This is a genomic window from Microbacterium sp. R1, assembly GCF_015159725.1.
In the GTDB taxonomy this organism is placed as follows: Bacteria; Actinomycetota; Actinomycetes; order Actinomycetales; family Microbacteriaceae; genus Microbacterium; species Microbacterium oxydans.
The window spans coordinates 37,250-57,377 of sequence record NZ_JADDUD010000005.1; the positions used below are offsets into that span (position 1 = coordinate 37,250).

The window sequence follows — 20,128 nt, forward strand, 5'->3', positions numbered from 1 at the left end:
GCCGCCCCAGGAACTCCTCGTCTGAGCCCTCCGCCGGATCAGCGCGCGTACTGAGCCGGGATCGCCAGAGTCTGCCCGATCTGCAGCTCCCCGCCGCGCAACAGGTTCATCCGGCTGATGTCGCCGATCACATCGCGCGGGTCGGCGTCGGGCGCGACGCCGGTGGCGATGGACCAGAGCGTGTCACCGGGCATGACGGTGACGGTCTCGACGCCGGCGGGTGCGGTGTCGGCACCCGACGCGACCGCGCTGCCGCCGCTGAGCGCCGCGAACGCGATGCCGGCGGCGAGGGGCACCGACGCCAGGGCGAGCAGTACAGCGCGACCACGCGTCGTCAGCCGGAGTCTCGTCGAAGGACGGGGCGATGCCGGGATGACTGCTGCGGTGCTGAAGCCGATGCTGCTCATGTGGTGCTCCTTAGCCTGTCCCGGAGCGGTGAGGCTGCCGGGGAAGTTGGCGTAGCGTTCGCATTCACGACTCGGCCGGGAGCCGGGAATGCGAAGCTACGTACCGAAGATATCTTCGAGTTCGAACATCTGTCAAGTATTCTTCGAAACCACACCGGGGAAAGAGGCCGACACGCTCGAACAGATCTTCCAGATCGGCCCGATTCTCGGATACGGTTTCGATAAGGACACCCCACCACGGGCCTCCGACATTCGAAGAGGGACGTCGGATCACGCACTGAAGGAGCACCATGAGCGAGAACTCTGCCGCCGAGTCGGAGGCACCGCGCACGCGCCGCCGGAAGAGCCTCAGCCCGAAGCAGATGGCGATCCTCGAGGTCATCCAGAACTCGATCGCGAACCACGGCTATCCGCCGAGCATGCGCGAGATCGGAGACGCCGTCGGTCTCAAGTCCCTCTCCAGCGTCACCCATCAACTCGGACAGCTCGAGCTGAGTGGCTACCTGCGCCGCGACCCGGGGAAGACCAGGGCGATGGAGGTGCTCATCGATCTGCCGGGCGCCAGCACCGAGAACCCGGCCGACGTCGCGACTCCCGTAGGCGACGCCGCGCTCGTCCCCCTGGTGGGACGGATCGCCGCCGGCGTGCCGATCACCGCGGATCAGCAGGTCGAGGAGATCTTCCCGCTCCCCCGTCAGTTGGTGGGCAAGGGCGACCTGTTCATGCTCAAGGTCTCCGGCGAGTCGATGATCGACGCCGCCATCTGCGACGGCGACTGGGTCGTGGTCCGCTCCCAGAACAGCGCGGAGAACGGCGAGATCGTCGCGGCGATGCTCGATGGCGAGGCGACGGTCAAGGTGCTGCGCCGCCGGGACGGCCACACCTGGCTCCTCCCCCGCAACTCGGCATTCGAACCCATCCTCGGCGACGAGTCCGTCGTCCTCGGCAAGGTCGTGGCGGTGCTCCGCGCCGTCTGACCCTCGATCCGGTCAGCGCGGACAGTGGTCGGGCCCACGGCGTGGCCGCACACGCGGTGCGACGCCGCATAGGCTCGAGACATGTCGTCGTCCCCTTACGGTTCCTGGTCATCCCCGTTCTCCGCCGCCTCGGTCGCCGCGTCTTCACCGCGCATCGACGGCGCCCGTTTCGTCGGCTCGGAGATCTGGTGGGGCGAGTCGGTGCCGGCCCAGAAGGGCCGCGTGACGGTGCGGAGCTCCTCCGGAGCCGAGATCCTCCCCTCCCCCTGGAGCGCACGCTCACGTGTGCACGAGTACGGCGGGGGTGCGTGGACGGCGGACGAGCACGGCACGCTCTACTTCGTCGACGCGAACGACCAGCGGGTTCATCGTCTGAGCGTGGGAGGCGAGCCCGTTGCTCTCACCCCTCCCGGGCCCTCCCACGGCGGCCTGCGTGTGCAGTCCGGTCGACTGCTGGCCGTGCGCGAAGACCTCTCCCGCACGCCGCATCTCCGAGCGATCGTCGAGATCCCGCTCGACGGCTCCGCAGCCGAGGATGCGTCCGCGATCACGGTGATCGTGCAGGGCGATGGCTTCTTCGCCCATCCCGCGCTCTCCCCCGACGGCACCCGCGCCGCGTGGGTCGCGTGGGACAGGGGCCGCATGCCGTGGGAGGACGCGCACGTGCAGGTCGCCGAGGTCGGTGAGGATACTCCGCGCACGATCCCCTCACGGGCGGCGCTGCAGCCGGAGTGGCTGAGCGACTCGGAGCTGATCTTCGCCGATGATCCGGGTGGGCGCTGGGCCCTGCAGCGCATCTCCCTGGACGGTGTGGTCCCGGTCGGCACCGCACGGCAGGTCTCACCCTCGGACGCCGACACGGGCTATGGACTCTGGGTCCTCGGCAACCGCTGGTATCAGCTGCTCGACGACGGCCGTGTCGTCGCCGTCCGGACGAACGGGCGCGACGAGGTCGTGGTGATCGATACCGATGATGCTGCCGACGACCGCGTCGACGTCATCTCGTTCCCCGGAGACGGCCATGTGAGCGTCGACGATGTCGACGGCACCCGCGTGCTCCTCTCCGGCAACGGTTCGCGTGCGAACGCCGGGCTGTGGTGCGTCGACGTCGTATCGGGTGCCACCGTGGCGGTGCGCGGCGGCGAACCGGTCGATCCGCAGTGGATGCCCGCTGCGATGCCGATCGAGATCCAGGGCCCGCACGGAGAGGTGCACGCGTTCGCGTACCCGCCGGCGAACCCGCACGCGACGGCTCCCGATCGCGAGCTCCCGCCCTACATCGTCCTCGTGCACGGGGGGCCGACGGCGCACGTCACCGGGGCGGCGTCCGAGGCGATCGCGTTCTACACGAGCCGCGGCATCGGCGTGCTCGACGTGAACTACGGAGGATCCACGGGGTACGGCCGCTCATACCGTGAACGTCTCGACGGCCAGTGGGGCATCGTCGATGTCGACGACGTGATCGCCGCGGCCCGCGGTCTGGCGGACGCGGGCCTGGCCGACCCCGACCGGATCGCGATCCGCGGCGGGTCGGCCGGCGGCTGGACCGTGCTGTCGGCGCTGGTGCGGGGCGGAGCCTTCGCTGCCGGGATCAGCCGCTACGGGGTCGCCGATCTGCGCATGCTCGTCGCGGAGACCCACGATTTCGAGGCGTCGTACATCGACGGTCTGGTCGGTCCCCTCCCCGAGCACGAGCACCTGTACGTGGAGCGTTCACCGCTCACGCACGCCGACCGGATCGACGCGCCCGTGCTGCTGCTGCAGGGCGGCGAGGATCGCGTGGTTCCGCCCTCGCAGTCCGAGGCGATCCGAGACGCGCTCGCGGCACGCGGAGTCGACCACGAGTATGTGCTGTACCCCGCCGAGGGGCACGGATTCCGCAGCGCCGACACGATCGTCGACGCCCTCGAGCGCGAGCTGACGTTCCTCGGCCGTGTGTTCGGCTTCGAGCCGCGTCTGTGAGGACGACTTCCCCCGCGAGGGTCACTCCCCCACGCGGTTGCGCAGACGCATGGCGCGGTCGGCTTCGCGGGTGTCCTGACGCTCACGCAGGGTCTGTCGCTTGTCGTACTCGCGCTTACCTTTGGCGAGGGCGATCTCGACCTTGGCACGACCGTCGGAGAAGTACAGCTTCAGCGGGATGAGGGTGTATCCCCCTGCCGAGACGGCGTGGGCGATCTTCGCGATCTCCTCACGGTGCAGCAGCAGCTTGCGGATGCGCTTGGCCGAATGGTTCGTCCAATGCCCCTGCGAGTACTCCGGGATGTGCACCGAGTCGAGGAAGACCTCGTTCCCCTTGACGAACGCGTAGCCGTCGCTGAGGTTGGCTCGTCCCTGACGCAGCGACTTGACCTCGGTGCCGGTGAGCACCATCCCCGCCTCGTACGACTTCTCGATGGCGTAGTCGTGACGTGCGCGACGATTGGTCGCGACGACCTTCTCTCCGCGTTCCCTGGGCATGATGCTCTCCTGTTGCCGTGATGAGCCCGATCGATCGATCCGACCGCGCAGCCTTTCACGCTATCAGGTGCGCAGCCAGCGTCGGATCGCGAAGCCCGCGGACAGGGCGGCGAGGATCACTCCGATGCCGATCAGCACCGGGACGACCAGTGCCGCGTCCTGCATCGTGACCCACGTCGTGATGAACGGCACCCTTCCCCGCAGATAGCCGTTGACGCCGAAGTGCACGCCGGCGACGACCGCGGCGCTGGCCAGGGCCGACCCCAGGAAGGCCGCGAACACGCCCTCCAGCACGAACGGGGTCTGGATGAAGCGGTTGGACGCTCCGACGAGGCGCATGATGCCGATCTCCTTGCGCCTCGCATACGCGGACAGGCGGATCGTCGTGCCGATCAGGAGAGTCGCGGCGATGAGCATGAGCACGGCGATCCCGACCGCGATGTAGGTCGCGACGGTCAAAGCGGAGAACAGGGGCTCCAGGTACTGCAGCTGATCCTTCACCTGCTCGACCCCAGCCTGTCCGCTGAAGGCTTCGGCGAGCACCTGGGACTGGCCGGGATCCTTCATGGTCACGAAGAACACTTCGAAGGCCTGGTCGGGAGTGAGCACGCTCGCCTGGTCCGCGCCGAGCTGGTCGACGAGTTTGGCGTAGGTCTCTTCCTTGGTGTCGAAGGTCATCGAGCTGATGAGCGGTTTGAGCGCGTCGCCCTCGAGCTGCGCACGCACGGCTGCGACCTGCTCCTCGCTCGCCGCACCGTCGAGACACGTCTCGGATTCCGACACGGCCGAGCACATGTACACAGCCACCTGGGCGCGCTCGGCCCAGTAGCCGCGCATGACGCCGATCTGCCCCTGCATGAGGATCGCGGCGCCCACGAAGGTCAGGGACACGAAGGTGACCAGCACGACGGAGATCACCATCGAGATGTTCCGCCGGAGTCCGACGAGGGCTTCGGTCAGGATGAGTCCGATTCTCATGAGGTCGGGCCCACTTCCTCGTCGTCCTCGTCGGAGAGACCGAGGCGATCCGCGACACCGAGTTCGGCGACGTCGACCGTCGGCAGGACGATCGGATGCGTTCGCGGGCGTGCCGCCGGAGCGGGTTCGACGGCCGAAGGCGGCTCGACCACCGCGGGAGGTTCGACGGCAGCGGGAGGCTCGACCACGGCGGGGGGCTCGACGACGTTCGCAGCTGCGCCCTCCTGCACCGCGGGCTGCGGCTCCGGCGCTTCGACCGTGCGCGGGGCGGGCGGAACCACCGTCTCCCCGTCGCGATCGACTACTGCCGCAGCCTGACGCTGACTGGCGAGCTCTTCTGCGAGTGCGGCACGCACCACCGAGAGATCGGCGGTCTGGCGCTGCACCTCCTGGACGGCGGTCAGTGCGGCAGCGGCTGCCGCACCACGCACTTCCTCTGGCACGAGGCGCGGGATGTTGGACGTGTCGCCGTATCCGCCATGCACCTCATCGCGGACCATCTCGCCGTCGCGCAGCTCGATCACGCGGCGCTGCATCTGATCGACGAAACCGGCCTCGTGGGTGGCCATCAGTACCGTGGTGCCCCCCGCGTTGATGCGGGCGAGCAGCTGCATGATGTCGACCGAGGTCGCAGGGTCGAGGTTTCCGGTCGGCTCATCGGCGAGCAGAACCTGGGGCCGATTGACGAGAGCGCGCGCGATGGCGACGCGCTGCTGCTCACCGCCCGACAGTTCGTGGGGCATCCGCTTCTGCTTGCCGTCGAGGCCCACCAGAGCGAGCGCCTCAGGCACCGCCTGTTGGATGAAGCCGCGGGAGGCACCGGTCACCTGGAGCGTGAACGCGACGTTCTGATGGACGGTCTTCGACGGGAGGAGCCGGAAGTCCTGGAACACCGACCCGATATGGCGGCGGAAGTACGGCACCTTGCGGTTCGCGAGGGCTCGCAGGTCCCTCCCGAGCACCGCGACCCGTCCCGAGGTGGGGACGTCCTCGCGCAGGATGAGGCGCAGGCAGGACGACTTGCCGGAACCCGAGGCCCCGACGAGGAAGACGAACTCCCCGCGTTGCACTTCGAAGTCGACACCGGAGAGGGCGGGCTTCGACGTCCCGCGGTAGCGTTTCGTGACGTTCTCGAACCGAATCATGGCGCTACGAGCCTAAGCGCGGGCTCTTCCCTGACGGCGAGCGACACCCCGCAGAGGCACGTCCGCCCTCCACCCGGATGGGGATTGCTCCCCATGCACACGCCACCGCCGCGTCACCTGCCACTGCTATACATGAAGATGCCGACCGCACGAAGCGGTCGCCGAATTCTTTCGAGGGGGAGCCATGACGACACCTGCAGGTTGGTACGACGACGGATCCGGACGGCAGCGCTGGTGGGACGGCCAGCAGTGGACGGAACACTTCGCCCCTGAGGCGACGGATGCGGGGTCGGCCTCTGAGGAGCCGAACGTCTCCGAGACCACGCCGATCGAGGACACGGTCATCGAGGAGACGGTGATCGGAGACACGGTGATCGAAGACACGGTGATCCGTCCGTCCGAGGAGACGGTGATCATTCCCGAGGAGCACGGCTCGTCGGCCCCCGCGGACCAGGGCGATGTCGATGCTGCGGGTGCGACCGCCGCGACGACCCCGCTCGGCGACGACCTCGGCGCCTACTCCGCGCCGGCGGCCCCTCCCGCATACCCGGCAGCCGCCCCCGGACAGTCCACGGACGCCTACCCCGGCGTCGCGCCCGCCTACCCCGGCACCACGACGGGCTACCCCGCCGCCGCCCCCTACGGGCAGCCGGTCTCCGAGGAGCCGAAGAAGCTCTCGGTCCTGGGGCTCGTCGGTCTCGGTGTCGCTGCGCTCGGCACGATCCTGGTCTTCATCCCGGTCGTCGGATTCATCGGCTTCGTGCTGCTCGCGGCCGCCTTCGTCGTCTCGCTGATCTCGCTCTTCCTGAAGGGCAAGAAGTGGCCGGGCATCGCGGGCCTCGTCCTCGCGGTCGTCGGCACCATCATCGGGATCATCATGTCGTTCGTCTACCTCTTCGCCTTCGCACAGGGCGTGAGCGAGGAGATCGACAAGCTGCCCACCTCCTCCCCCTCGATCGAGGCATCGGCACCGCCGGAGAGCGAGGGGCCCGACGCCGGTGTGCGTCCGACCTCGCCGGAAGTGGCGCAGGGACTGACCGCCATCCTCGCCTCGTCGGGCGCTGAGGGGTACACGGAGCCCCAGGTGTCCTGCCTCGCCGATCTGCTCGTGGCCTCGGATCTCGACAACGCGACGTTGCGCACGATCGCGGACAGCGACGGCAACCTCACCGACACGGACGCTCTGTACGGTGTCGCCGAGGTGCTCAGCGATACCGAGGCGATCACGGCCTGCCTCGTTCCCTGAGCGACGTCAGCTCAATTCGAGAAGGCCTCGAGGGCAATGCTCTCGAGGCCTTCTTCGTGTGATCGAACCGGTATTCGACACAGGGGCGTCCCCGGCGCTACCGTCATCTTTGACGGCCGCCCCTCGCAGAACGGCCGGCGTCGCGAGGACGACCTCACCACGCAATCGCCGACCGAGAAAGACGCACGGGAACGCCTGATGACAACACCTGCCGGCTGGTACGACGACGGCTCCGGGAACCGACGGTGGTGGGATGGGCTGAGCTGGACGGAGCATGTCGTCACCGGGCACCCCGCTGCCGTCACGGAATCGGAGGTCACGACCTCGACTGCCGAGGACGCGCACGTCGCTGCTGACCCGACGGCGCCCGCAGCGGCGACGGACCCCGGGGTCCCGACGACCGCCGCCACGGGTCAGCCCCTCGGGACCGTGGCCGACCTCGAACCCGCGCCCTTCGCCCCGCCGTACACGCTCGCGCACCAGATGCCTGCCTCCCCCGCCGGGACGGTGCCCTCGAACGGTGCGATCTCCGCTCCATACGGCGGGTATCCGGCAGCCTCGTGGCCCACGCCTTCCACCCCGCAAGCCCGCCCCGGCGTCCCTGTCGTGGGCATCATCGGCCTGGCAGCCGTGGTCATCGGCGTCGTCTGCGCGTGCATCCCCGTGATCGCGATCGCCGGGTGGGCGCTCCTCGCCGTCGGGTTCGTGATGTCGCTCGTCTCCCTGTTCCTGCGCGGGCGGAAGTGGCCGGGCATCACCGGTCTCGCCCTCGCTGTGATCGGTGCCGTGCTCGCGGCTGCCGTGTCGCTGCTGCTGCTCGCCGCGACATCGTCGGACGGTGCTTCGTCCGCGATCCCGAGCGAACGGCCGACGGATGGAGGCACGTCCACGGAACGTCCGGACCCGTCCGCGATCGAGGGCGCCGAGATGACGACCTTCGCCGATCTCGAGGTCGGTGACTGTCTGCCCCTGGTCGTGTACGACGAGGACGAGCTCGTCTTCGAGCTGCCCGTCGTGCCCTGCGAGCAGCCGCACACCGACGAGGTCTTCTTCATCTACGACGTGGAAGACGGTGAGTTCCCGGGCGACGACGCCCTCACCGAGACCTCGTGGAACGGCTGCTACGAGGCGTTCCAGGCGTACGTCGGCACCTCGTACGAGGCCTCGGAGCTCGACTTCTACAACTACCAGCCGACGAAGGGCACGTGGATCCGGGAGGGGGACCGCACCGTGCAGTGCATCCTCTTCAGCTATGACGATGTAACTGGCACCCTGCGGGATTCCGGTCGCTGACCACAACGATACGAAGAAGGCCCCGGATCGCTCCGGGGCCTTCTTCGTGGACTCAGTCCTCGGTCTTGCGCTTGCGCCAGCGGATACCCGCCGAGATGAAGTCGTCGAGGTCGCCGTCGAAGACCGCAGCCGGATTGCCGGATTCCTGGCCGGTGCGGAGGTCCTTGACCAGCTGCTGGCCGTAGAGGAAGTACGAGCGCATCTGATCGCCCCAGCTCGCGGTGATGTTGCCCGCGAGTTCCTTCTTCTTCGCAGCCTCCTGCTCCTTCTGCAGCAGCAGGAGTCGCGTCTGCAGCACGCGCATGGCGGCGGCACGGTTCTGGATCTGCGACTTCTCGTTCTGCATCGACACGACGATGCCGGTCGGGAGGTGCGTGAGGCGCACGGCGGAGTCGGTCGTGTTGACCGACTGCCCACCCGGGCCGGAGGAGCGGAACACGTCGACGCGGATGTCGCTCTCCGGGATGTCGACCTCTGTGGCCTCTTCCATCAGCGGGATGACCTCGACGGCGGCGAACGACGTCTGCCGCTTGTCGGCGGAGCCGAACGGACTGATGCGGGCGAGACGATGCGTTCCGGCCTCGACCGAGATGGTGCCGAAGGCGTAGGGAGCGTCGATCTCGAAGGTCGCGGACTTGATGCCGGCGCCCTCCGCGTAAGACGTGTCCATGACCTTGACGGGGTACTTGTGCCGCTCGGCCCAGCGCAGGTACATGCGCATCAGCATCTCGGCGAAGTCCGTGGCGTCATCGCCGCCGGCCCCGGAGCGGATCGTGATGATCGCGGAGCGCTCGTCGTATTCGCCGTCGAGGAGCGTCTGCACCTCGAGCTGGTTGATCAGATCGGTCAGCGCAGCGAGCTCCGTGCGGGCCTCCTGCGCTGAGTCCTCGTCGCCCATCTCGTTCGCGAGACCGACCAGCACTTCCAGGTCGTCGAGACGCTGGGCGATGCCGGTGATGCGGGCGAGCTCCGACTGGCGGTGGCTGAGGGCGCTGGTCACCTTCTGCGCGTTCTCGGTGTCGTCCCAGAGGTCGGGAGCGCCGGCCTCCTCGCTGAGACGCGCGATGTCGTCGCGGAGACGGGAGACATCGACGACCTCGCTGATGTCGCCGAAGGTGTGCCTGAGCGCCTGGATTTCGGCGGAGAGATCTAGTTCGAGCATGACACCTCAGCCTAACGTGCCGCCTGCCCGCACGGGGACGCCATCGTCCGGGAGCTCCGGGCAACGGGAGTAGCGTGAAGTCGTGAGCAGCGCATCGACGGTCCTTCGGCAGTTCGGACCGATGGTGTATCTGCCGACGATCCTGTTCTCGCTCGGCGAGGGTGCGGTGATCCCGCTCATCCCGGTGCTCGCCGTCTCCATGGGAGCGGACGTGGCGTTCGCCGCCCTCGTCGCCTCCTGCCTCGTCATCGGCCAGCTGTGCGGGAACCTCCCCGCCGGATGGGCGGTCGGCAGGATCGGCGAGCGCTACACCATGGTGATCGCCGGGGTGATCTCGATCGTCGCCGGCATCGGAATGGTGTTCGCGCCGTCGCTCGGTGTGCTGGCGGCTTCGGTGTTCCTGCTGGGCATCTGCGCGGCGGCCTTCGGCCTCGCCCGGCATGCGTTCATGACCACGCGGGTTCCTGTCGCCTTCCGCGCGCGGTCGCTCTCGCTGCTCGGCGGGAGCTTCCGCCTCGGCATCTTCGTCGGTCCGTTCATCGCGGCAGGACTGCTTCAGCTCTTCGGCAGCGAGAGCGCAGCGATCTGGTTCTTCCTCGGCTGCCTCGTGGTGATGGTCGCGCTGGTCCTCTTCGGGCCCGATCCGGAGAAGATGGTCCCGCCGGTCACGACGGCCACGCGCGAGCGCTATGCGGAGGACTCCGGCGAGGCCGTGAGCGGTTCGATCCCCACGGTCGAGCGCCTCGGCATCTTCCAGACGATGTGGCGCCAGCGTGCGGTGCTCGGACGCCTCGGCCTCGCCGCCGCTTCGCTCTCCGCCGTCCGGTCGGCCCGCCAGGTCGTGCTCCCCCTGTGGGGGCTGTCCCTGGGGTTGGACGCCTCGACCATCTCCCTCGTCGTCGGCGTCTCCGGGGCCATCGACTTCGCGCTCTTCTATGCGAGCGGCCAGGTGATGGACCGCTTCGGCCGGCTGTGGGCGGCGATGCCGGCGATGGTGCTCATGGGAGCGGGTTTCCTGGCGCTGTCGTTCACGCACGACGGGGATGCGGCTGTGCTGTGGTTCGGCATGTTCGCCGCTGTCCTGGGCGTCGGCAACGGACTGTCCAGCGGCATCCTGCTGACTCTGGGGGCGGATGTCGCGCCGAAGCGGGATCCCGCCGCCTTCCTCGGTTCGTGGCGCACGCTCACCGATGCCGGCGGCGCGATCGCCCCGCTGCTCGTCTCGGGGATCACGGCCGTGGCTTCGCTCCCGTTCGCCGCGGCCGCCATGGGCGTCATCGGCCTGGTGGGTGCTCTCGGCTTCCTGCGCTGGATCCCGCAGTTCGTCCCCCGAGCACGACCCGAGTCCAGCGAAGAGCCACCGGAAGGAGACCCGGAATGATCCCGAACCTCGAGGCGGATGCTCATCGCCTCGTCTCGACCTTCGTCCCCCGATCCGCACGAGACCGCGCAGCGCAGGCGGACTTCGCCTCGTTCTTCGATGCCGACGGCGGGCCTGTGCACCGTGAGGCAGGCCCTGACCACCTCACGGCATCATGTGTGGTGTTCGATGCCACGTTCCAGCACACGCTGCTGGTGTTCCACCGCAAGGGGCAGTTCTGGGTGCAACCGGGAGGCCACGTCGAGGACGGCGACGCATCGGTCATGGCCGGCGCGCTGCGGGAGCTGCGTGAGGAGACCGGCATCGTGGTGGACCCGGTGAACCCGCCGCTCGCCTATGACCTCGACCACCACGGCCTGTCTTCGCGCTTCGGCGCATGCGCCTCGCACCTCGACATCGGGATCGCCGTCGTGGTCGACCGAGAGTCGGCGCTCACCGTGAGCGAGGAGTCGGAGGACCTACGCTGGTGGCCCGTCGATGCCCTGCCAGCGGAGGTGCCACCCCAGCTCGTGCCCCGTCTCACCGGACTGCTCACGCAGCTGCAGAGCCCCCGCTGAGCGGGGTTCTCACCGCAGCGCCGTGCGGCTGGTGGCCGTCGACTCGAGCGGGACTCCGTCAGGCACGAACACGGATACCAACGGCGGATGCCATTGTGCGGCGACGGTGACGCGCGCCGTGACGCCGTCGGGCGTTCCGGCAGCGGTGAGCGAAGCATCGCCCGGCACCGCTACCACGAGCGACGCGGCCTGTTCTTCGACACCGGCGTCGGTCAGCTCGGCTCGCGCGCCGCCGTCGCGAACCACCAGCGTGAACCCGTCAGCCCCGGCGAGCGCTGCGGAATCGGCGAGCGCATCCAACCGCTTCTGGGCGATGTAAAGGTCGGTGGCACAAACACACACGAAGAGCACGGCCAGCGCGAGCAGCACATACCCGAGTGTGAGGAGCAGCACACTCCCCTCGTCGTGCTCGATCCCGGCGCCGAGGGTGCGACGGCCCGGCGTCACCGTTCGGTACCCCACTGTCTGGACATCTTCTGCACGGCCTCGGCCTGAACGGCGACGGCGGTTGACCTGTCGAGGCCGATCACCTCCGGCATCAGGGGCAGCCGTACCCGCGTGGAGACGGAGACGACGATCGTCGCGCCAGCCGCCGGGCACTCGAGAGACTGCGGTGTGCAGGAGAGCGTCAGGTCGACCGTGTCCTCGTCCAGACCGTACTCCTCGACGATGCCGGCGAGCACAGCGTCGCTCCGTTCCGCGGCCGTCGTCGCGTCCGGAGCACGGGCGATCACACGGGCGATGTGCCGCGCTGCCGCCTCCGCTCCGAAGGTCTGCTCCTGGATGGTGCCGAGCGCGATCACGAGGTAGATGAGCGGGACCAGCAGGATCACCCCGGCTGCGATGAACTCGAGGGCAGCCGATCCCTCGTCATTCCTCCCCGAACGTCTCGGCAGGTGCATGCGCCTCCACCTCCATCGCGAGGGGAATGCCGATCAACCCCAGCAGGGGGAACGTCGTACGGACTCGGACGTCGACCGTCTCGTGCGGTGCGATACCGGAGACTCCGATGCGGACGTCATCGGCGTACTCCGACCCGACCGCGCGCGAGATGACCTCCCGGGTGACATCCACGCCCTCTCGCGGCGTCGTGTCGGCGAGTGCAGCGTGGTAGGCCCCCTCGACGGCGGCATCGTGGACCACGTTGCGCACGTACACCGCGAATGCGAGCTGCAGCACCGCGAGCGTGAGCGCGGTCAGGAGGGTGCCCACGAGCACGAACTCCACCGGAGCCGACCCGCGATCATCCGCGCACACACGCCGGTCGTCCATCTCAGAGTCCCGACACCCGCTGGATCGCCTGCTCGAACAGCGACGTGAGCGCGGGGCCCGCGACGGCCCAGATGAGCACCACCAACCCGGCGGTCATCAACGTGACGAGGACCCAGCCGGGGACGTCCCCGGTTTCATCCGCGAAGAATGCGCGGAGCCGAGCAGTGGTTCCCGTCGATGGGAGTCGCCCGGGGTCACAGGTGGGTGTCGTCATGGTGGATCCTTTCGTTGAGGGGTCAGCCGATGCCGAGACGGAGGATGAAGAGCCCGGGATAGACGGCGAAGAGCACGGAGAGCGGAAGTATCAGGAAGACGAGCGGGAGTAGCATCAGGATCTCCTTGCGCCCCGCCTGCTCGATCAGCACACGCTTCGCGTCTTCCCGTGCATCCGACGCCTGGGCATGCAGCACTGCGGCGAGCGGTGCACCGTGCTCGAGTGCGGCGATCACCTGATCCACGACACGTGACAGGCCGGGAAGCTGCAGACGTCGCGCCATCTCGTTCAGCGCGTCGGCCAGCGGCGACCCGGTGCCCACGGCGAGCACCACGTGACGCAGTTCGACGGTCAGTTCACCGGAGCCCACCTCGGACACCCGGCGCAGCGAATCGAGGGACCCCTCTCCCGCGGAAAGACAGAGGGCCAGGAACTCGAGTGTCGTCGGCAGTTCATCCGTGAGCCGCACCCGTCGCGCCTTGGCCCGCGCGGAGAGCTGCAGGTCGTAGGCGGCGGCCGCCGCCGCCCCGCACAGCAGAGGCATCACGCCTGTCGGCACGGAGAGGCGGCCCGTGAGTGCGAGCACGGTCACCCCGATCGCCCCCACCCCTATCCCGGCGAGGCCCCACCCGAGCTGCCTGCCGCGGAACGCCGCAGGGTCGGTCCGCACGCCGGCTTGTGCCAGACGCCGGCGGAGGGGCTCTCCCCCGCCGAGCAGACTCTCGAACGCATTTCGTGCGCGTTCCCACAGCGTCCGCGAACTCGCGGGCAGCGCGCCCGCGGCCGGGAGGACACCTCGTGGCAGACGATCATCGGCGACGACGTCGCGCACGTACGGACCGATCCTTACGGCCAGCGATGCCGCCCTCCACCGTGGAAGCGCGGAAAGCGCGCTCAGCACCCCGGCGGCGAAGCCGCACCCGATCAGGACGGCGCTCGCGAGAGCCGTCATCCCGCTCATCCGAACCACCGCCGAGGCTCGGGGAGTCGACCGATGCGGACCATGATGTGGAAGGCGACCACAGAGACGGCCGCGCCCAGACAGATCACGAGCACGCCTTCGGGAGTGCCGTACGCCGCCGCCCCTTCCGGTCGGAGCACGAGCAGGCCGAGGATCACCCACGGGGCGACGGCACCGAGGACGGCGGCACCGCGGATCCAGGATTGCCGCGCCTCGACCTCCCCACGGAGAGCCGCGTCCGCCCGCACCGAGCTGGAGAGTGCCCGCAATACGCTGATGAGCTCGGTGCCGCCCACCTGACGCGCCATCCGCAGCGTCTCGGCGATGCGGTCGCCGATGGGGTCGGACAGCGTCGTCTTGAGTCGATCGAGGCTGGTCTCGAACCTGCCGCTCGCCCGCAGGTCCCGCGCGAACACGATGAACGCCGGCCGCAGCATCTTCGGCGCGGACTCCGCCAGACCGGCCACCGCGTCGGGAAGCGACAAGCCAACGCGGATCGACGCGATCAGCAGATCGCACACGTCCGGCCAGAGCTGGCGACGCAACCGTCGCAGGCGCATCCGTCGCCCTCGCAGGAACACGATCGGCGCAGTCGCGCCTGCAAGACCGGCCAGCACGGAGAGCACGGGGATCCCCGTCAGCAGCCATGCACCCGATGCCGTCATCAGTCCGGTTGCGACGACGATGGCGAGGAGTCCACGTTGCGACAGCCCCTCCATGCCCGCTTCCTCGATCAGACGGGCGAGTCGCCCCTGCCTCATCGTCATCACGGCATCGTCGGAAGGCGGCCACATCCACGGGGAGACGCACAGCAGCACCCCCGCCGCGAGGAGGGCACCGACGAAGACCGTCACGATGAGGCTCCGACCCGGCGAGCGGCGATGCGCTCCACGACGACATCCCTGCGGTCTGCCACCCGGTACACCTGCTCGGTCCGGACTCTGCCTTCGTCGACGTCGCCGGTCGGTGCGATGACCTCTTGGACGTATCGCCGACCTGCCCGGTCTCGAACGCAGTGCACGACCAGGTCGATCGACGCGGCGAGCGCGGGCGCGATGAACGCGCGGTCGATGTTGCGCCCGGCCAGGAGCGGGAGGATCGTCAGCTTCTCGATCGCCTCCGCCGCGGAGTTCGCATGCACGGTGCAGGCGCCGGGAACCCCCGTGTTGAGGGCGAGCACGAGGTCCAGGGCTTCCGCGTCCCGGACCTCGCCGACGACGAGACGGTCCGGTCGCATACGCAGCGCCTCCTTCACCAGTCGCCGCAACGTGATCTCCCCCGTACCCTCCAGGCTCGCCTGGCGTCCCTGGAGTGAGACGAGATCGGGTCCGTGAACGGCCAGCTCGAACGTCTCCTCGACTGTCACGATGCGCTGGGTGTCGGCGCAGGAAGCCAGCAGCGCGGCGAGCATCGTCGTCTTGCCTGCGTGCGTCGCTCCGGAGACGATCACGCTGCGGCCGGCGTCCATCGCCACGCGCAGCTGATCCGCGACACCGCGAGGCATCATGCCCTGATCCGTCAGCGATGCGAGGGATCGGTACTTCGGGAGGAACTTGCGGATGTTGACAGCCCACGAACCGCGCACTACATCGGCGATGGCCACGTGCAGACGGGACCCGTCCGGCAGCGAAGCGTCGACGAACGGCTGGCTGATGTCGACGCGCCGCCCCGTTGACTGGAGCATCCTCTCGACGAGGTCGCGCACCGACACCTCATCGAGCACGACGTCGGTCCGCTCGGCCGTGCCCTCGCGCGCGACGTGCACGTGCCCTGCGCCGTTCAGCCAGATCTCCTCGACCTGTGGATCGTCGAGCAGCGGCTGCAGCGCGCCGAATCCGCTCAAGGTCGCCAGGACCTCCCGCACGCATGCGGCCTCATCGTCGATCAACGCCTCGCCGCGGGCGAGGGCGAGATCGTCGTGTCGGCGGACCTCGGCGTGGGCGATGCGCCAGGCCCCGTCCGGATCGATCGACGGGTCGATGCCCTCGGCGCGCAGACGCGAACGCACACGCTCGGCGACGAGGGCGGACGGACGAATCACTCAGGCATCCTCGCAACATTCGACGCGCGGCCTCCGAAGTTATCCACAAGCCGACGTGGAGTCCCATCCCCTCCGCAGAGTCCCGGCCCGGCGCGGACTGCGGGCGGATCCCCAGATACCCGGTTTCGGCGATCAGTAGACTTATCCCACCGCGCGGGAGTGGTGGAATTGGCAGACACGCAGGATTTAGGTTCCTGTGCCCCAGGGCGTGTGGGTTCAAGTCCCACCTTCCGCACGAGAGACGACGGCAGCCTTCTCAGGTCGCCATGACATCGCTCTGTTACACCGCCGACCAATCGCGACCGACGGGACTCTCCCAGTGCTCGAAACCATGCTGCACGCACCGACCGCTCTCATCCCCTGGCTGGACCCCGCCACGATCATCGGGACCGCCGGGCCGTGGGCGCTCCTCGTGGTGTGCTTCATCGTCTTCGCGGAGACCGGTCTGCTCGTCGGTTTCCTGCTTCCCGGCGACACGCTGCTCGTGATCGCGGGCCTTCTCTCGCACCCGATCGCGGGTTCCGAGCACGGTGTCTTCGGCATCAACGTCTGGTGGGTCGCCCTGCTCATCGGCCTCGCGGCCTTCGTCGGCGGCGAGGTCGGCTATGTGATCGGGCACAAGGGCGGACCGGCCGTGTTCGAGCGCAAGGAGTCGGGACTCTTCAGCAAGAAGAACGTCGAGCGCACGAACGCGTTCTTCGAGCGCTTCGGAGGCATCACCGTGATCCTCGCGCGCTTCGTGCCGATCGTGCGCACGTTCGCCCCGGTCGCCGCCGGTGTCGGTCACATGCCGTGGCGCAAGTACACGCTCTACAACCTGATCGGTGCGATCCTGTGGGGCTTCGGGCTCACCATGTTCGGCTACCTCATCGGGTTCATCCCGCCGGTCGCGACGTTCGTGGAGAACTACATCGACCTCATCCTGCTCGCGGCCGTCGGCGGCACGGCGCTGGTGACGCTGTGGCACTACCTGTCGGAGCGCCACAAGGCGAGGAAGGCTGCCGCGGCAGGGGAAGACGTCGTCACCGACGCTGAGGAGGCGCAGGAGCTCGTGCTCGACGCCGACGTGTTCGACCGCGCTCCCGACCTGGACGGCGACGGCAAGCACTGACCGCGGTCGGTCAGCCCGCGTTCTTGGCGCGCTCCTCCTTCGAGCGGGCGACACTCGCACGCAGAGCCTCCATGAGATCGATGACCTCGCCGCCCTCGGCCGCCTTCTCGGCTTCGCCGAAGGTCTCCGCGACGTCGAACGTCTCGCCTGCCTCGATCTTCGCGTCGATCAGCGTGCGGAGCTCCTTCTGGTACTCGTCGACGAACTCCTCGGGATCGAAGTCCGCCGAGTAGCTGTCCACGAGCGACGCCGAGAGCTCCAACTCCTTCTTCGAGATCCGCACATCCTCGTCCAGCGCGGGGAACGCGGCTTCGCGCACCTCGTCGGCCCAGAGCAGCGTCTGCAGCACGAGCACCTTCCCCCGCACGCGCAGCGCGGCGAGCCTCGTCTTCTGCCGCAGGGTGAACCGCACGATCGCCGTGCGGTCGGTCTGCTCGAGCGTCTTGCGCAGGAGGACGTACGCCTTCGGTGACTTGGAATCGGGTTCGAGGTAGTACGGCTTGTCGAGCGTGAGCAGATCGACCTGATCGGAAGGCACGAACTCCACGACGTCGATCTCCCTGCTCTTCTCGGCGGGGAGCGCGGCGAGGTCGTCCTTCGTGAGGACGACGGTCTGGCCCTCCTCGACGTACGCGCGGTCGATGTCGGCGTAGGCGACGGTCTCTCCGCAGACCTCGCAGGTGCGCTGGTAGCGGATGCGACCGCCGTCTTTCTCATGCACCTGATGCAGCGGCACGTCGTGGTCCTCGGTCGCGGAGTACACCTTGACCGGGACGTTCACGAGCCCGAACGTCAGTGCGCCCTTCCAGATCGTCCTCATCACACCAGTAGACACCAGCCACAGCCGTCACGACCAGCCCTTGACTACGCTGGCTCCATGGTGGGAGATGCGCAGATCGTCCAGGTCGACGGCCGCCGCCTGCGCGTGACGAACCTCGACAAGGTCGTCTACCCCGAGACCGGCACCACCAAGGGCGAGGTCATCGCGTACTACACGGCCATCGCACCTCTGCTGCTCCCCCTCCTCGACGGCCGCCCCGTCACCCGCAAGCGATGGGTGGAAGGTGTCGGAACAGCGCAGGCGCCGGCTGACGCGTTCTTCACGAAGCAGCTCGAACCGGGGGCACCGTCGTGGGTCCCGCGGCAGGCGATCCAGCACTCGGACGGGCCCAAGGAGTATCCGCTCGTCGAAGACGTCCCCACCCTCGTCTGGCTCGCGCAGGTCGCCGCGATCGAGCTGCATGTGCCGCAGTGGCGGTTCTCCTCCGAAGGCCTTCCCGGAAACCCTGATCGGCTCGTCCTCGACCTCGACCCCGGTGAGGGAGTCGGACTGCCGCAGTGCGCCGAGGTCGCCCGCATCGCCCGTGGAATCCTGTCGGACATGGGTCTCGATCCACTGCCGGTCACCAGTGGCAGCAAGGGCATCCACCTCTATGCCTCACTCCCCGGCGAGCAGACGAGCGACGAGGTCTCCGCTGTCGTGAAAGAACTCGCCCGCATGATCGAGAACGACCACCCCGATCTTGCGACCAGCGTCATGGCGAAGGCGGTCAGGGGTGGCAAGGTCTTCCTCGACTGGAGTCAGAACAACGGCAAGAAGACCACCATCTCCCCCTACTCGCTCCGCGGCCGTGCGCGGCCGTGGGTCGCCGCTCCTCGCACCTGGGACGAGCTCGCCGATCCGCATCTCGCCCAGCTCGACCTCGACGAGGTGCTCGAGCGCGCCGCCGCGGGAGTCGATCCGCTCGCCACGCTCCGCCCGTCCATGACGGCTCCGCTGCCGCAACCCGCGAAGACGCGGAGCTCCCACCGATATCCCCGGAGCTCAGCCGCACCCGCCGCCCCGCCACCCGCGGCATCCGTGGCATCCGTGGCATCGGTGGCATCCGTGGCATCGGTGGCATCCGTGGCATCGGTGGCGCCGATGCTCGCCGAGAACGGCACCCCCGGAACCGCGCGCGCGCTGAGCGATCCCTCCTGGGTCGAGGTCAAGTGGGACGGCATCCGCGCGGTGGGCACGTGGGTGGACGGACGGATGCTCCTGCACGCGCGTCGAGGCACCGACATCACCGCCCGCTACCCCGAGCTCACCGCCGACGGCGCCCCCTTCCTCCCGGTGAAGGACGCGGTGGTCGATGGGGAGATCGTGGCGTTCGACGCCAACAGCCGACCGAGCTTCTCGCTCCTCCAGAACCGGATGCACCTCACCCGCCCCCGCGAGATCGAGCGCGAGGTGATCCGCACTCCCATCGTCTACATGCTGTTCGACCTGCTCCGCCTCGATGGGCACGACCTCACGGGCCTGCCGCTCCGGGAGAGACGGACACTTCTCGAGGATGTGATCGCCGGCCTCGACGCTCCCGTGCAGGTCCCTCCCGTGTTCGACGACGTCGACGCGGCACTCATCGCGAGCCGGGAGTTCGGTCTCGAGGGCGTCGTCGTCAAGGACCCGCGATCGCGCTACCGTCCGGGGCAGCGCTCACCCTCGTGGTTGAAGCTCAAGCACACCCGGATGCAGGAAGCCGTGATCGTGGGTATCCGACCGGGCAAAGGCGACAGGGAGAGCACGCTCGGATCGCTGCTTCTCGCCGTTCCGGACACCTCATCGGGCCGGCGACGGCTCCGCTACGTCGGCCGTGTGGGCACCGGATTCACCGATCGGATCCTGCGCGACCTCCTCGCACGGCTCACCCCTCTTCGCGTGGACGATGCCCCCCTCGACGGCGTCCCCGCCCCTGATGCCTCCGACGCGCTCTGGGTGCGCCCCGAAGTCGTCGGCGAGGTCGAGTTCGCGAACTGGACGCCCGACGGAGTGCTCCGCCATGCCCGTTGGCGAGGCCTCCGCCCGGACAAGAGTCCTCTGGAGATCACTGTCGAGAGCCCCGTCGAGGTCCCGTCGATTCCTGAAATCTGACCCGAGATC

General features: G+C 68.6%; 21 protein-coding genes and 1 tRNA gene. 9 read left to right on the top strand and 13 right to left on the bottom strand.

What is annotated here, in order from left to right; all coding sequences use genetic code 11:
- Positions 1-38: 38 nt before the first annotated feature.
- On the bottom strand, positions 39-407 hold the full coding sequence (locus ILP86_RS17055) for a LysM peptidoglycan-binding domain-containing protein (protein ID WP_193762523.1): 369 nt from the start codon (positions 405-407) through the stop codon (positions 39-41).
- A gap of 290 nt (positions 408-697) precedes the next feature.
- On the opposite strand from ILP86_RS17055, the gene lexA reads away from it, so the two are divergent.
- Together lexA and ILP86_RS17065 are read left to right on the top strand one after the other, a co-directional pair.
- The gene (gene lexA / locus ILP86_RS17060; RefSeq protein WP_046749010.1) at positions 698-1,384 is read left to right on the top strand and encodes a transcriptional repressor LexA; all 687 of its coding nucleotides are present in this window, start codon (positions 698-700) and stop codon (positions 1,382-1,384) included.
- An 81-nt stretch (positions 1,385-1,465) separates the two neighbouring features.
- A complete protein-coding gene (locus tag ILP86_RS17065; RefSeq protein WP_193762524.1) occupies positions 1,466-3,346 on the top strand; it encodes a prolyl oligopeptidase family serine peptidase in 1,881 nt (626 codons plus the stop codon).
- 21 nt (positions 3,347-3,367) lie between these two features.
- Here ILP86_RS17065 and smpB read toward each other — a convergent pair whose 3' ends face one another.
- The 3 genes from smpB to ftsE all read right to left on the bottom strand — a co-directional run bounded on the left by smpB (position 3,368) and on the right by ftsE (position 5,967).
- Entirely contained in the window at positions 3,368-3,844 is a 477-nt protein-coding gene (gene smpB, locus ILP86_RS17070) for an SsrA-binding protein SmpB (protein ID WP_046749008.1), read from the bottom strand.
- A gap of 63 nt (positions 3,845-3,907) precedes the next feature.
- Positions 3,908-4,822, bottom strand: coding sequence for a permease-like cell division protein FtsX (gene ftsX / locus ILP86_RS17075; RefSeq protein WP_046749007.1), 915 nt, complete (start codon positions 4,820-4,822; stop codon positions 3,908-3,910).
- Positions 4,819-5,967: a cell division ATP-binding protein FtsE gene (gene ftsE / locus ILP86_RS17080; RefSeq protein WP_193762525.1), complete on the bottom strand. Its 1,149-nt coding sequence runs from the start codon at positions 5,965-5,967 to the stop codon at positions 4,819-4,821. Before ftsE ends, ftsX begins: the two co-directional genes overlap by 4 nt.
- Before the next feature lie 184 nt (positions 5,968-6,151).
- Here ftsE and ILP86_RS17085 point away from each other — a divergent pair, with 184 nt between their 5' ends.
- Positions 6,152-7,213: a DUF2510 domain-containing protein gene (locus ILP86_RS17085; RefSeq protein ID WP_193762526.1), complete on the top strand. Its 1,062-nt coding sequence runs from the start codon at positions 6,152-6,154 to the stop codon at positions 7,211-7,213.
- 198 nt (positions 7,214-7,411) lie between these two features.
- Positions 7,412-8,506, top strand: a complete 1,095-nt coding sequence (locus tag ILP86_RS17090; RefSeq protein ID WP_193762527.1) for a DUF2510 domain-containing protein — start codon at positions 7,412-7,414, stop codon at positions 8,504-8,506.
- A gap of 52 nt (positions 8,507-8,558) precedes the next feature.
- Here the strand turns inward: ILP86_RS17090 and prfB are convergent, their stop codons facing one another.
- The gene (gene prfB / locus ILP86_RS17095) at positions 8,559-9,668 is read right to left on the bottom strand and encodes a peptide chain release factor 2 (protein ID WP_046749003.1); all 1,110 of its coding nucleotides are present in this window, start codon (positions 9,666-9,668) and stop codon (positions 8,559-8,561) included.
- 121 nt (positions 9,669-9,789) lie between these two features.
- Here prfB and ILP86_RS17100 point away from each other — a divergent pair, with 121 nt between their 5' ends.
- The gene (locus ILP86_RS17100) at positions 9,790-11,049 is read left to right on the top strand and encodes an MFS transporter (protein WP_061018259.1); all 1,260 of its coding nucleotides are present in this window, start codon (positions 9,790-9,792) and stop codon (positions 11,047-11,049) included.
- On the top strand, positions 11,046-11,606 hold the full coding sequence (locus ILP86_RS17105) for an NUDIX hydrolase (RefSeq protein WP_061018252.1): 561 nt from the start codon (positions 11,046-11,048) through the stop codon (positions 11,604-11,606). Before ILP86_RS17100 ends, ILP86_RS17105 begins: the two co-directional genes overlap by 4 nt.
- 9 nt (positions 11,607-11,615) lie before the next feature.
- Here the strand turns inward: ILP86_RS17105 and ILP86_RS17110 are convergent, their stop codons facing one another.
- From ILP86_RS17110 to ILP86_RS17140, 7 genes are read right to left on the bottom strand one after another with little or no spacing between them, the layout of a single operon-like run.
- Entirely contained in the window at positions 11,616-11,999 is a 384-nt protein-coding gene (locus ILP86_RS17110) for a hypothetical protein (protein ID WP_179516254.1), read from the bottom strand.
- Positions 12,000-12,049: 50 nt separating this feature from the next.
- Positions 12,050-12,508 (bottom strand): TadE family protein, encoded by a 459-nt coding sequence (locus ILP86_RS17115; RefSeq protein ID WP_113682009.1) that lies wholly within the window; start codon positions 12,506-12,508, stop codon positions 12,050-12,052.
- Positions 12,477-12,878, bottom strand: a complete 402-nt coding sequence (locus ILP86_RS17120; protein ID WP_193762528.1) for a TadE/TadG family type IV pilus assembly protein — start codon at positions 12,876-12,878, stop codon at positions 12,477-12,479. The genes ILP86_RS17115 and ILP86_RS17120 overlap by 32 nt, the downstream gene beginning before the upstream one ends.
- 1 nt (position 12,879) lies before the next feature.
- Positions 12,880-13,092 (bottom strand): hypothetical protein, encoded by a 213-nt coding sequence (locus ILP86_RS17125; protein ID WP_193762529.1) that lies wholly within the window; start codon positions 13,090-13,092, stop codon positions 12,880-12,882.
- Positions 13,093-13,114: 22 nt separating this feature from the next.
- Positions 13,115-14,044, bottom strand: coding sequence for a type II secretion system F family protein (locus ILP86_RS17130; RefSeq protein ID WP_227751367.1), 930 nt, complete (start codon positions 14,042-14,044; stop codon positions 13,115-13,117).
- 5 nt (positions 14,045-14,049) lie between these two features.
- The gene (locus ILP86_RS17135) at positions 14,050-14,907 is read right to left on the bottom strand and encodes a type II secretion system F family protein (RefSeq protein WP_058631823.1); all 858 of its coding nucleotides are present in this window, start codon (positions 14,905-14,907) and stop codon (positions 14,050-14,052) included.
- Positions 14,904-16,094 (bottom strand): CpaF family protein, encoded by a 1,191-nt coding sequence (locus ILP86_RS17140; RefSeq protein WP_046748978.1) that lies wholly within the window; start codon positions 16,092-16,094, stop codon positions 14,904-14,906. Before ILP86_RS17140 ends, ILP86_RS17135 begins: the two co-directional genes overlap by 4 nt.
- A 153-nt stretch (positions 16,095-16,247) precedes the next feature.
- On the opposite strand from ILP86_RS17140, the gene ILP86_RS17145 reads away from it, so the two are divergent.
- Positions 16,248-16,329: transfer RNA gene (locus ILP86_RS17145), tRNA-Leu, on the top strand.
- A gap of 96 nt (positions 16,330-16,425) precedes the next feature.
- On the top strand, positions 16,426-17,205 hold the full coding sequence (locus tag ILP86_RS17150) for a DedA family protein (protein WP_193762594.1): 780 nt from the start codon (positions 16,426-16,428) through the stop codon (positions 17,203-17,205).
- A 10-nt stretch (positions 17,206-17,215) separates the two neighbouring features.
- Here the strand turns inward: ILP86_RS17150 and ILP86_RS17155 are convergent, their stop codons facing one another.
- Complete coding sequence (locus ILP86_RS17155) at positions 17,216-18,025, bottom strand: Ku protein (protein ID WP_046748976.1); 810 nt, start codon at positions 18,023-18,025, stop codon at positions 17,216-17,218.
- Positions 18,026-18,082: 57 nt separating this feature from the next.
- Between ILP86_RS17155 and ligD the strand changes: the two genes are divergently transcribed.
- Positions 18,083-20,119 (top strand): non-homologous end-joining DNA ligase, encoded by a 2,037-nt coding sequence (ligD, locus tag ILP86_RS17160; protein WP_193762531.1) that lies wholly within the window; start codon positions 18,083-18,085, stop codon positions 20,117-20,119.
- The last annotated feature ends 9 nt before the right edge of the window (positions 20,120-20,128 follow it).